The 11,924-nt window shown below is 66.2% G+C and carries 11 protein-coding genes; 8 read left to right on the forward strand and 3 right to left on the reverse strand.

Going from position 1 to position 11,924, the window contains the following annotated elements; all coding sequences use genetic code 11:
• Positions 1-147: 147 nt before the first annotated feature.
• Complete coding sequence (locus AC13CR_RS15655) at positions 148-1,419, reverse strand: bifunctional folylpolyglutamate synthase/dihydrofolate synthase (RefSeq protein WP_292953028.1); 1,272 nt, start codon at positions 1,417-1,419, stop codon at positions 148-150.
• A 61-nt stretch (positions 1,420-1,480) separates the two neighbouring features.
• Positions 1,481-2,425: an acetyl-CoA carboxylase, carboxyltransferase subunit beta gene (gene accD / locus AC13CR_RS15660; protein WP_292953025.1), complete on the reverse strand. Its 945-nt coding sequence runs from the start codon at positions 2,423-2,425 to the stop codon at positions 1,481-1,483.
• Between the two features lie 89 nt (positions 2,426-2,514).
• On the opposite strand from accD, the gene cls reads away from it, so the two are divergent.
• The 8 genes from cls (at position 2,515) to AC13CR_RS15700 (ending at position 11,076) form a co-directional block, all read left to right on the forward strand.
• A complete protein-coding gene (gene cls / locus AC13CR_RS15665; RefSeq protein ID WP_292953022.1) occupies positions 2,515-3,942 on the forward strand; it encodes a cardiolipin synthase in 1,428 nt (475 codons plus the stop codon).
• A gap of 14 nt (positions 3,943-3,956) precedes the next feature.
• Positions 3,957-4,289: a 4a-hydroxytetrahydrobiopterin dehydratase gene (locus AC13CR_RS15670; RefSeq protein ID WP_292953020.1), complete on the forward strand. Its 333-nt coding sequence runs from the start codon at positions 3,957-3,959 to the stop codon at positions 4,287-4,289.
• 60 nt (positions 4,290-4,349) lie between these two features.
• The gene (ilvD, locus tag AC13CR_RS15675) at positions 4,350-6,083 is read left to right on the forward strand and encodes a dihydroxy-acid dehydratase (protein ID WP_292953018.1); all 1,734 of its coding nucleotides are present in this window, start codon (positions 4,350-4,352) and stop codon (positions 6,081-6,083) included.
• 9 nt (positions 6,084-6,092) lie between these two features.
• Positions 6,093-6,875: a DUF6478 family protein gene (locus AC13CR_RS15680; RefSeq protein WP_446232424.1), complete on the forward strand. Its 783-nt coding sequence runs from the start codon at positions 6,093-6,095 to the stop codon at positions 6,873-6,875.
• Between the two features lie 10 nt (positions 6,876-6,885).
• Positions 6,886-7,257, forward strand: a complete 372-nt coding sequence (locus AC13CR_RS15685; RefSeq protein WP_292953014.1) for a hypothetical protein — start codon at positions 6,886-6,888, stop codon at positions 7,255-7,257.
• A gap of 108 nt (positions 7,258-7,365) precedes the next feature.
• On the forward strand, positions 7,366-8,466 hold the full coding sequence (locus AC13CR_RS15690) for a carboxynorspermidine decarboxylase (RefSeq protein WP_292953012.1): 1,101 nt from the start codon (positions 7,366-7,368) through the stop codon (positions 8,464-8,466).
• A gap of 35 nt (positions 8,467-8,501) precedes the next feature.
• On the forward strand, positions 8,502-9,728 hold the full coding sequence (locus AC13CR_RS15695) for a saccharopine dehydrogenase family protein (RefSeq protein ID WP_292953010.1): 1,227 nt from the start codon (positions 8,502-8,504) through the stop codon (positions 9,726-9,728).
• A 109-nt stretch (positions 9,729-9,837) separates the two neighbouring features.
• Positions 9,838-11,076, forward strand: coding sequence for an AI-2E family transporter (locus tag AC13CR_RS15700; RefSeq protein WP_482900875.1), 1,239 nt, complete (start codon positions 9,838-9,840; stop codon positions 11,074-11,076).
• A 107-nt stretch (positions 11,077-11,183) separates the two neighbouring features.
• On the opposite strand, the gene AC13CR_RS15705 is transcribed toward AC13CR_RS15700, so the two are convergent.
• Complete coding sequence (locus AC13CR_RS15705) at positions 11,184-11,621, reverse strand: pore-forming ESAT-6 family protein (RefSeq protein WP_292953006.1); 438 nt, start codon at positions 11,619-11,621, stop codon at positions 11,184-11,186.
• Between the last annotated feature and the right edge of the window lie 303 nt (positions 11,622-11,924).

Raw genomic sequence — 11,924 nt, forward strand, 5'->3', positions numbered from 1 at the left:
GGAAGGCACTTCAGCAATTCCGGCTACTCGACCGGAGACAGCGTCTTCACGACCGTCCGGCCGGTGAAAAAACTTTCCATCGGCGCGTCCCCGGATGTCAGGGTTTCGACCGGGCCGTGCCATTCGCCGGCGCCGAGCGCGGCCGGCTCAGCCGTTCTGCACAAGAACCCGCCCGGCCAGATACAATGATCCGCAGATCAGGATCCGCGCCCGTGGCCGGGCAGCGGCGATCCGGGCGATGGCGTCCTTCGCATCGGCGGCGGTTGCCGCCTCCAGTCCCGCTTCGCGCGCGATCCGCGCGGTTTCCGCGGCGGGCAGGGTGTTCGCCTCGCCGGGAATGTCGATGGCGGTCAGGCTTTCGGCATGGCCGGAAAGCGGCCGCATGTAGCCTGCGACATCCTTGGTGTTCAGCATCCCGCAGACCAGATGCGTCGGCCGCGGCGGCAGTGCCGCCAGCGTCTGCGCCAGCGCCTCGGCGCCCGCCGGATTATGACCGCCATCCAGCCAGAGTTCGGCCTCGGGGCCTGCCGCCTCGACCAGCGGGCCGCGGGTCAGGCGCTGCATCCGGGCGGGCCATTCGGCGCGGGTGACGGCGGCCAGCGCCTGGGCATCGGTCGCGCCCAGTTGACGCAGGGCGGCCAGGGCGGTGCCCGCGTTCTGAATCTGGTGTGGTCCGATCAGGTTCGGAACCGGCAGATCCCAAAGCCCGTGATCGTCCTGATAGACCATCCCGTCGCGGTCCCGCGCGATCATCCAGTGCTGGCCATGGGCGAAAAGCGGCGCGGTCAGGCCCGAGGCGCGGGATTCGATCACGCGCAGCGCAGGATCGGGCTGGGGGCCGGTAACGCAGGGGATGCGGGGCTTGATGATGCCTGCCTTCTCGGCGGCGATCAGATCCAGCGTGTCGCCCAGGTATTGCGTGTGGTCGATGCTGACCGGTGTGATGACCGTCAGCTGCGGCCTGGCGATCACGTTGGTGGCGTCCAGCCTGCCGCCAAGGCCGACCTCGAGCAGCGTGTAATCGGCGCGCGTCCGCGAAAAGGCCAGGAAGGCGGCGGCTGTCGTGATCTCGAAGAAGGTGATCGGCTGGCCGTCATTCGCCGCCTCGCATTCGCGCAGGGCGGCGGCCAGGTCAGGCTCGCCGATCAGATCGCCCGCCAGCCGGATGCGTTCGTGGAACCGCGCCAGATGCGGCGAGGTATAGGCATGGACTCGCGCGCCCCCGGCCTCGAGCCCGGCGCGGATCATCGCCAGGGTCGAGCCCTTGCCGTTGGTTCCGGCGATGTGGATCACCGGCGGGATGCGGCGTTCCGGGTGATCCAGTGCCGCGAGCAGACGCCACATCCGGTCCAGCGACAGGTCGATCACCTTGGGGTGCAGCGACAGGAGGCGATCGAGAATGGCGTCGGAATGATTCATGGTCGCACGCACCGGGGGCCAGCCCCCGGACCCCCGGGGTACTGGGACACGGAGAAAGGGCTCAGCCGCCGGATTTGACCGCCCCGGCGGGTTCCGAAGCGGTCAGCACGGGCGTTTCGGCCGGGGCGGGCGGCGGCAGATCGGCCTTGGTCGGGGCGGGCATCCCCGACAACATCCGCAGGATCGAGATCAGTTCGTCGCGCATCCGCTTGCGGTGGGTGACGCGATCCAGCATTCCGTGTTCCAGCAGATATTCGGCGCGCTGGAATCCCTCGGGCAGCTTTTCGCGGATGGTCTGCTCGATCACGCGCGGGCCGGCAAAGCAGATCAGCGCATTGGGTTCGGCGATCTGCACATCGCCCAGCATCGCATAGGAGGCGGTGACGCCGCCCGTGGTCGGATGGGTCAGCACCACGACATAGGGCAGCCGCGCCTCGCGCAGCATTTCCACCGCGACGGTGGTGCGCGGCATCTGCATCAGCGACAGGATGCCTTCCTGCATCCGCGCGCCGCCCGCCGCCGAGAACAGCACCAGCGGTCGTTTCAGCTTCACCGCCCTTTCGGCGGCGGCGATGATGGCGTTGCCGACATACATCCCCATCGACCCCGCCATGAAACTGAAATCCTGGGCTGCCGCCACGATCGGGGTGCGGCCGATCTCGCCCTCGGCGACCAGCATCGCCTCTTTCTCGCCGGTGGCCTTCTGCGCCGCGCGCATCCGGTCGGGATATTTCTTCTGATCGCGGAATTGCAGCGGATCGGCGGTCGGTTCGGGCACCTTGACCTCGACGAAGGCGCCGCCGTCGAACAGCGCGCCAAAGCGGTCGCGGGGCGTGATCGCCATGTGGTGATCGCAACTGGTGCAGACAAACAGATTGTCGCCGAGTTCGCGGTGAAACAGCATGGTCCCGCATTCGGGGCACTTGGTCCACAGGTTCTCGGGCACTTCGCGGCGGGAGAACAGCGAATTGATACGCGGACGAACGTAATTGCTGATCCAGTTCATTCGGGGTCCACCTTGGCTGGTTCAGCGCCCCAGATAGGCCGCGCGGGGGGGAATTGCAATTGCCCGGCGGGGCAGGAATGATGCGCCGCATGTGGGCTTCGTTCCTTCTTGTTCTCTATGCGACGATCACCCTGGCCTTCATCGGGCGGGTTCTGATCCGGCCGCGGCTGGACCCGTCGGTGCGGCTGGCATGGATCATGGTGATCGAGGCCGTTCCGCTTGTCGGGATCGCGGCCTATCTGCTGTTCGGCGAGGTCAGGATGAACCACGCGGAGGTGCAGCGGATGGCCGATGTGCGCGACCGGCTGACGGGCCTGCGCAGCCAGACGCCCAGCCTGCTGGCCGAACCGCCGAATTTCGCCCGCCCCGTCGCCGCCGCGAACGAGGCGGTGGGCGGGATGCCGGTTCTGGGCGGCAACCGGGTCGCGCTGCTGGAGGAAAGCGACGACGCGATCGACGTCCTGGTCTCTGCCATCGACCGGGCGCAGGATCATGTCCATATCCTGTTCTACATCTGGCTGCCCGATCTCAGCGGGCGCAAGGTGGCCGACGCGGTTGCCCGCGCAGCCCGCCGCGGCGTCGCCTGCCGGGTGATCGTGGATGCCCTGGGCTCGCGCGGGCTGGTCCGGTCCGAGGCATGGCGCGAGATGTCCGAGGCCGGGGCCGAATGCGTCACCGCCTTTCCCTGGGGCCTGCCCTTCGTCAGCATCCTGTTTCGCAGGCTGGATCTGCGCAATCACCGCAAGATTCTGGTCGTGGACAACAAGATCGCCTTCACCGGCAGCCGCAATTGCGCCGACATGGCCTTTGCGATCAAGCCGCGCTTCGCGCCCTGGATCGACGTGCTGATGCAGGTGGAGGGGCCGATCGTGCGGCAATTGCAGTCGGTCTTTCTGGGCGACTGGATGAGCTATACCGGCCGCGACCTGGGCGACATGCTGCCGGTCGTGCCCGCCGCGGGCGATCCGGGCATCGATCTTCAGATCGTGGCCACGGGACCGGACCGGCGCGCGGGCAGCATTTCGGATTGTCTGTCGGCGATGCTTCATGCGGCGCGCGACCGGGTGGTGATCACGACGCCCTATTACGTGCCCGACGCGGCGCTGGATGCAGCCATCCGGGCGGCGGCGCGGCGTGGCGTCGAGGTGGTGATGATGCTGCCCGCCCGCAACGATTCCCTGATCGTGGGCGCCACCAGCGAAGGCTTCTATTACGGGCTGCTGGCAGCTGGCGTGAAGCTGCATTTGTTCCAGGGCGGTCTTCTGCATTCCAAGATCATGACCATCGACGGGCGCATGGCCATGGTCGGCAGCGCCAACCTTGACCGACGCAGCTTCGAACTGAATTACGAGGTCAACATGGCGATCTTCGACCGTGGCTTCGTCGGCAGGATCGACGAGCGCCAGCGAAGCTATGCCGAACGCTCGCGCGAGATCACGCTGGACGAAGTGCGCGGCTGGGGACTTCTGCGCCGGCTGCGGAACAATCTGCTGGCACTTGCGTCTCCCTTGTTGTGAGAAAGGAGGCGGCGATGACCGATCTGGCGAAAAGAACCTGCAAGCCCTGCGAGGGCGGCACATCGGCCATGGGGCGCGACGAGGCGGAAGGGATGCTGGCCGGGCTTGAAGGTTGGCGCCTGTCCGGGGACGCGTCGTCGATCCGGCGGCATTTCGAGTTCAAGGGCTTTCTGAAGGCGGTCGAGATGGCCAACCTGGCCGCCTGGCTGGGCAACAAGCAGGGCCACCATCCCGACATCACCTTCGGCTATGGCTATTGCGACGTGACCTTCACCACCCATGCCGCGGGCGGGCTGACCGAAAACGACTTCATCTGCGCCGCCCGGCTGGACGCGCTGGTCGCGTGACGCTTGTTCCGCTTCGCCCGGCAGGCTATCCCGGAGCCATCGCCGACGAGGGAGGGACGGATGACCGACCAACGCTTTGACAAGTCGCGGCTGCCCAGCCGTCACGTCACCGAGGGCCCGGCCCGGGCGCCGCATCGCAGCTATTTCTACGCGATGGGAATCTCGGAGGACGAGATTCACAGCCCCTGGGTGGGTGTCGCGACCTGCTGGAACGAGGCCGCGCCCTGCAACATCTCGCTGAACCGGCAGGCGCAATCGGTCAAGCAGGGTGTCAAGAAGGGCGGCGGCTGTCCGCGCGAATTCACCACGATCACGGTGACTGACGGCATCGCCATGGGCCACGAGGGGATGCGGTCCAGCCTTGCCAGCCGCGATGCCATCGCCGACACGGTGGAACTGACCATTCGCGGTCATTGCTATGACGCGCTTGTGGGCCTGGCGGGCTGCGACAAGTCGCTGCCGGGGATGATGATGGCGATGGTGCGGCTGAACGTGCCCTCGGTCTTCATCTATGGCGGCTCGATCCTGCCGGGCAAGTTGAACGGGCGCGATGTCGTCGTCCAGGACGTGTTCGAGGCGGTGGGCCAGCATCAGGCCGGCAACATGACCGACGCGGAACTGGACATCCTGGAACGGGTGGCCTGTCCCTCGGCCGGGGCCTGCGGCGGGCAATACACCGCGAACACGATGGCTTGCGTCAGCGAGGCGATCGGCCTGGCGCTGCCGAATTCCTCGGGTGCGCCGGCGCCCTATGAATCCCGCGATCAATACGGGCTGGCCTCGGGCGAGGCGGTAATGCGGCTGATCGAAAAGAACATCCGCGCCCGCGACGTGGTGACGCGCAAGGCGCTGGAAAACGCCGCGCGCGTCGTCGCCTGCACGGGCGGATCGACCAATGCCGGGTTGCATCTGCCCGCCATTGCGCATGAGGCGGGGATCGATTTCGACCTGTTCGATGTCTGCGACATCTTTCGCGACACGCCCTATTTCGTGAACCTGCGACCGGGCGGCGAATATGTGGCCAAGGACCTCTACGAGGCGGGCGGTGTTCCGGTGGTGATGCGCGAATTGCGCCGCGCCGGGCTGATCCACGAGGATTGCATGACCGCAACCGGCCGCACCATCGGCGAGGAACTGGATCTGGTCGATCGCGACATCGACGGCAAGGTGATCCATTCCGTCGCCACGCCCTTGTCCGCGACCGGCGGCGTGGTCGGGTTGAAAGGTAACCTGGCGCCGGACGGGGCGATCGTGAAGGTCGCGGGCATGGCGCCCGAAGATCAGGTCTTCACCGGCCCCGCGCGGGTCTTTGAAAGCGAGGAGGAGGCTTTCGCCGCCGTCCAGCGCCGGGACTACAGCGAGGGCGACGTGATCGTGATCCGCAACGAAGGCCCGGCGGGCGGGCCCGGCATGCGCGAGATGCTGGCCACGACCGCCGCCTTGTCGGGTCAGGGCATGGGCAAGAAGGTCGCGCTGATCACCGACGGCCGCTTCTCGGGCGCGACGCGCGGATTCTGTGTCGGCCATGTCGGGCCCGAAGCCGCGCAAGGCGGGCCCATCGCGCTGCTGCGCAACGGCGACATGATCACCATCGACGCGGTGAAGGGCGAGATCGGCGTCGATCTGTCCGACAGGGATCTTGCCGCGCGCAGGGACGCGTGGGGCGGGTCGCGCCGGACGGATTACGCCTCGGGCGCGCTGTGGAAATACGCGCGGCTGGTGGGCGGCGCGCGATGGGGCGCGGTCACCCATCCCGGCGCGGCCGAGGAAACCCATGTCTACATGGATCAATAGAGGCCGGGCATGATCGGTTGGCAGGGCTGGAGGTCGCGACGCGGCCGGCAGTCGGCCGGCCGGCAATGGGCCGCGCTGGCCAACAGCGCCATGCAGGGCCGCCGCGCGCCGGATCCCGACCTGCGCGACGAGGCGCTGGCGCTTCATGCCGACCTGCGCCGCTTTCTTCAGCACAGCGATGCCAGCCCTTCGCGCGCGCGCGACGATCTGCAATTGCTGGACCTGCCGCCGGGGACAGACTGGCGCTGGCGGCCGATGACGCTGCGTGGCCGGATCGTTCCCGCGGCCTTGGTCGCGCCGGAAAATGGCCAGCGGTTCAGCGACGAGGTGGTGCTGTGGCACGATTGCGGCCATCGCGCGGCGATCCTGCGGCAGGTCCGCAACCGGCAGGGCACCGATCTGGCGCATTACGGCCTGTCGCTGGAAGTGATGGGATTCTCGGGCGGGTATCTGTCCTTGTCGCTGGATCTGCCCGATGCAATGCAAGAGGATCTGGGCCGCGATCACGTGCTGCGGGTGGACGCGCAATTGTCGGCCGAGAGGGCGATGACCGTCTACGGCCGCATCAACATCGCCCAGGGTCCGGACACGGCCAGCATGTTGCGGCAGCTTGACCATCCGATCGAGGGGCGGAACAATCCGCGGGTGGTCGAATTCGACCTGGCCTATGCCGATCTGGCGGGACGACCGGCCGACAAGGTCTGGCTGGATCTGATCTTCGAGGCCCCGGCGATGAACGCGGTCACGCTGACCGATCTTGTCATGTCGCGCCATCCGCGCGCGCAGATATAGGAAGCGACGGATGCATTTCGACAGCCACGGAATCGCCGGCGGAATCTGGCGCGGCACCCTGACCGGCAGCCTGCCCGGACGGTTGTGCATCGCCCATGAGGGCGAAGTCGTGGCCGAGGCGCGGGCCACCGGTCCCGATGGCGGGCCGTGGCAGATCGAGGTCGAACTGCCCGGCAGTGTGATTTCGGACGGGATCACGTCGCTTTTACTGCTGGCCTGCGAGGCCGGGATGGCGCCCGGCCCGGGCGCGCCGGTCCTGGGGCGGCTGGACCTGCGGGCCGGTCAACCCCTGGCCCAGGATGTGCTGGCCGAGATCGCGCTTTTGCGGGCCGAACTGGAACTGATGAAACGCGAATTCCGTCGCCTTGCCGCCGGTGGCTGAGCGGGCGCCCGGCGTCACGGCTGTGCCGCACTTTCTTGCGAAAAGCGCCCGATCTGTCTATATCCCGCCTTTCTCTTTCGCCCTTCGGGGCCTGGACACGGAAACGCCATGACCGATCTGCCGACGCCCTATTATCTGATCGACAAGGCGGTGCTGCGCGGCAACATGGAAAAAATTGCCCGGTTGCGCGAAAGATCCGGCGTCAGGGCGCTGCTGGCGCTGAAATGCTTTGCCACCTGGTCGGTCTTCGATGTCATGCGCGATTTCATGGATGGGACCACCTCGTCCTCGCTGTTCGAATTGCGGCTGGGGGCCGAGGAATTCGGCAAGGAAACCCACGCCTATTCCGTCGCCTGGGCCGATCACGAGATCGACGAGGCGATTTCCCATGCCGACAAGATCATCTTCAACAGCCTGGGCCAGCTTGACCGGTTCGGCGACAGGGCAGCGGCGATCACGCGCGGGCTGCGGCTGAACCCGCGCTTTTCGACCAGCGGCTTCGATCTGGCCGACCCGGCGCGTCCCTTCAGCCGCCTCGGCGAATGGGACATATCCCGTCTGGAGGCCGCGATGGACCGGATCAGCGGCGTGATGATCCACTACAATTGCGAAAACGGGGACTTCGACCTGTTCGATCACCAGTTGACCCGGATCGAAACCGAGTTCGGCGACATCCTGCAAAGACTGGACTGGGTCAGTCTGGGCGGCGGCATCCATTTTACCGGCGAGGGCTATCCGCTGGACCGGCTGGCCGACCGGCTGGCCGCCTTTCAGGACCGGTTCGGCGTTCAGGCCTATCTGGAGCCCGGCGAGGCCAGCATCACGGGGGCCGCGTCCTTGCAGGTCAGCGTTCTTGACCTGATCGACAATGGCAAGAAGGTCGCGATCGTCGACAGCAGCATCGAGGCGCATATGCTGGATCTGCTGATCTATCGCGAGACGGCCAAGCTGCCGCAGGACGGCGACCACGAATACCAGATCGCGGGCAAGACCTGCCTTGCGGGCGACATTTTCGGCGAGGCGCGCCTTGCCCGGCCGCTGAAGATCGGCGACCGGCTCGGCATCGCCGACGCGGCCGGCTACACGATGGTCAAGAAGAACTGGTTCAACGGCGTCGCCATGCCCTCGATCGCGATCCGCGAAGAGGACGGAACGATCCGCCTTGTCCGCAGCTTTTCCTATGACGATTACAAGTCCAGCCTGTCCTAAGGCGACCCGTTCTCTGCCCCCGAAAGGAGTTGGAATTGGCCAAGAAGAATGTCCTCATCATCGGCGCGGGCGGCGTCGCGCAAGTCAGCGCCCACAAGGTCGCGCAATGGGCGGCCGAATTCGGCGACCTGCACATCGCCAACCGCACCCAGGCCAAGGCCGACGCCATTATCGCCAGCCTGCGCGGCAAGGGGCATGACATGGCCTTTGCCAGCCATGCGCTGGACGCGATGGATCCCGATGCGGTCGAGGCGCTGTTGAAACGGATCGAGGCCGGCATCGTCATCAATGTGGGCACGGCCTTCATCAACATGTCGGTGCTGGAAGGCTGCATCCGGGCAGGCGCGGCCTATATCGACACCGCCATCCACGAGGATCCGGCCAAGGTCTGCGAGACCCCGCCCTGGTATGCCAATTACGAATGGAAGCGGCGCGAGGATGTCGAGAAGGCAGGCATCACCGCGATCCTTGGCGCGGGTTTCGATCCGGGCGTCGTCAACGCCTATGCCCGTCTGGCCGAGGATGAATATTTCGACCGGATCGAGTCCATCGACATCGTGGACATCAATGCCGGCAGCCATGGTCGCTGGTTCGCCACCAATTTCGACCCCGAGATCAATTTCCGCGAATTCACCGGCACGGTCTATTCCTGGCAACAGGGCGCATGGCAGGAGAACCGGATGTTCGAGATCGGCCGCGAATGGGATCTGCCCGTCGTCGGCAAGCAGAAGGCCTATCTGTCCGGCCATGACGAGGTGCACAGCCTTGCCGCCCGCTACAAGGACAGCGACGTGCGGTTCTGGATGGGCTTCGGCGACCACTACATCAACGTCTTTACCGTGTTGCAGAACCTGGGCCTGCTGTCCGAACAGCCGGTCACGACCGCCGAGGGGCAGCAAATCGTGCCGCTGAAGGTGGTCAAGGCGGTTCTGCCCGATCCGGCCAGCCTTGCGCCCGACTATACCGGCAAGACCTGCATCGGCGATCTGGTCAGGGGCAGTCTTGATGGCAAGGCGGGCGAGGTCTTCGTCTATAATGTGGCCGATCACAAGGAGGCCTTCGACGAGGTCGGAAGCCAGGGCATCAGCTTCACCGCGGGGGTGCCACCCGTCGCTGCGGCGATCCTGATCGCGCGCGGAACCTGGGATGTCGGGAAGATGGTCAATGTCGAGGATCTGCCTGCGCGGCCCTTTCTGGACTTGCTGGGCCGGATGGGCCTGCCGTCGCGGGTGATCGACGCCGCGGGCGATCACCCCATCTGACGCCGCGATTGACAAAGATCAGGCCGCGCGGACGGTTCGGAACAATCGGTTCGCATCCTGCGTTCCGGGCCCGGGCGGGGCGATGAATGCGCCGTGGAGGGGGGATTTCATGGTCGGTCCGCAAGGGCACAATTTTCCGCGCACCGGGCGCGAGGACGGTGTGACGCGCGTTCTGGTCAACTGGGCCGTCATCGGCATCTTTCTGATCATGGCCTTCGGCGCTGTCGCAGCCGCCCGTGATTTCCTGATGCCGGTGACGATGGCGATTCTGTTGTTCTTCGTCTTCACCCCGTTGCGCCGTTTCAACGAACGCCGGGGCATTCCCGACGGGGCGACCGCCCTGCTGGTCACGGTCAGCATCCTGATCACGGTCGGCGCCATCGCCTATGCCGCCAGCGGCCCGGTCAACCGCGCCGCGGCCCGCATCCCCACGATCAGCAGTCAGCTTGAATACAAGTTCCAGAACGTCCGCGATTCGATGCGCGATCTTCAGGAGGCCGCCAAGAAGATCGACGACGCCCAGAACATGCAAGAGGAAGGCGGCGATGCCGCGACAACCGTGCGGGTCCAACAGGAGGGCGAATCCACCTTTGCCGCCGTCCTCAAGCTGACCCCGCAATTGCTGGGTCAGGTGGTCTTCACGCTGATCCTGCTGTTCTTCATGATCGCTTCGGGCGATCTGCTTTATCTGAAAATCGTGCAAAGCTTCGACACGATGCGCGACAAGCGCACCGCCTATCTGGCGCTGCGCGAGATCGAGGATTCACTGGGCAGCTATCTGGGCGCGATCACCGTCATCAATGCCTGCCTGGGCTTTGCCGTCGGCCTTGCCATGTGGGCCTGGGGAATGCCCTCGCCGCTTCTGTTCGGGATCGGGGCGTTCCTTCTGAACTTCATTCCCTATCTGGGCGCCATCGCCGGCGTGGGCATCGCGGCCGTGGTGGCGCTGGTGGTGATGCCGGGATTGTTCTGGCCGGCGATGGTGGCAGCGTCCTATCTGGCGCTGACCTCGCTGGAAGGGCAGATCATCACACCCTATTTCGTGTCGCGCCGTCTGCAGATGAATACGGTGGTGGTCTTCATCTCGGTCGCGCTTTGGGCCTGGCTGTGGTCGGTGCTGGGTATGGTGATCGCGGTGCCGGTGCTGGTCGTGATCCGGGTTCTTTCCGAACATGTTCCGGGGTGGGAAAAATTCGGAAACTTCCTTGCCGGGGAAGAGCCTCCCGCGATCGAGGACGAGGATGAGGAAGAGGCGCGCGAAATCGTCGAAAGCGGCGCGCCCGCCGAGGACGAAGAGGCGGCGCGCGCCGTCACCCGGCCCCTTGTCGCCGATGACGGGCGCAACTGAGCAGGGCGCCTCAGGGTCTGCGCATTATCGGGGATCCCTGAACGAACGGGCCGGCGCATCGCTGCACCGGCCCGCCGTCGTGCCAGTCGGGGAGGGAGCGCGGGCGATCAGCCCGCCGGCAACTGGCTTGCGACCTGATTGACCGCCGCCTCGATGCGCTGGCACTGCGATTTTTCGCTGGTGCCCTGCTGCGAGGCGGCGTCCTTCAGCGAAATCTGGGTTTCTCCCAGCGAGACGGTGCCCTGGGTTCCCTTCTGCTCGGCCGCGGCGCCGGCCTGTGCATCACCCTCGGGCAGCATTCCGACCAGCTTCTGCTGCGCGGATACCGCCTCGGCGCCAGAGAAACCCTGGGATTGGCAATATTTCAGAATGCCCAGCTGGTTCCGGGCGGCCTCATAGGCGGCTGCGGGGTCGATCCTGGCGGCCTGGGGCGCCTTCTGCGCGGGCGCGGCGCCGCCACCCTGGGCGGGCGTCTCGGCCGTCTGGGCGAAACCTGCGGTCGCGGCCATCGAAAGGCCGGCAGCGAAAGCGATCTGGCGGAACATGTGGTTCTCCTTTGTCCGTCAAGGGCGCGACACCGGAACGGCGCGCGCTTCCTGCGCGGCCAGAGGTGGCAGCGGCAAGGGCAGAGGAAAACCCCCCGCCGCGCCAGAGGCGGAACCGTGCCGATTCGCCGGTGATCTGCCCGGCGCGATCGGCGGGCGCAGGCCGAAGACCCGGTCTTGCGCGGGACCGCGCGCGAATGTGACCGGTCGCGAGGGGTGAAAAAATCCGCTGAAACCCCCGCTCGCACATGGCGGCCTATGGTCCCCGGCGGCTACGGTGCGCTATTGTATACATCGACCGCC

The organism is Paracoccus sp. L-17, assembly GCF_056857655.1.

Bases quoted from the DNA above. Each gene is read 5' to 3' on its own strand.
- AC13CR_RS15655 (WP_292953028.1), bottom strand. From the start codon at position 1,419: ATGAATCATTCCGACGCCATTCTCGATCGCCTCCTGTCGCTGCACCCC.
- accD (WP_292953025.1), bottom strand. From the start codon at position 2,425: ATGAACTGGATCAGCAATTACGTTCGTCCGCGTATCAATTCGCTGTTC.
- cls (WP_292953022.1), top strand. From the start codon at position 2,515: ATGTGGGCTTCGTTCCTTCTTGTTCTCTATGCGACGATCACCCTGGCC.
- AC13CR_RS15670 (WP_292953020.1), top strand. From the start codon at position 3,957: ATGACCGATCTGGCGAAAAGAACCTGCAAGCCCTGCGAGGGCGGCACA.
- ilvD (WP_292953018.1), top strand. From the start codon at position 4,350: ATGACCGACCAACGCTTTGACAAGTCGCGGCTGCCCAGCCGTCACGTC.
- AC13CR_RS15680 (WP_446232424.1), top strand. From the start codon at position 6,093: ATGATCGGTTGGCAGGGCTGGAGGTCGCGACGCGGCCGGCAGTCGGCC.
- AC13CR_RS15685 (WP_292953014.1), top strand. From the start codon at position 6,886: ATGCATTTCGACAGCCACGGAATCGCCGGCGGAATCTGGCGCGGCACC.
- AC13CR_RS15690 (WP_292953012.1), top strand. From the start codon at position 7,366: ATGACCGATCTGCCGACGCCCTATTATCTGATCGACAAGGCGGTGCTG.
- AC13CR_RS15700 (WP_482900875.1), top strand. From the start codon at position 9,838: ATGGTCGGTCCGCAAGGGCACAATTTTCCGCGCACCGGGCGCGAGGAC.
- AC13CR_RS15705 (WP_292953006.1), bottom strand. From the start codon at position 11,621: ATGTTCCGCCAGATCGCTTTCGCTGCCGGCCTTTCGATGGCCGCGACC.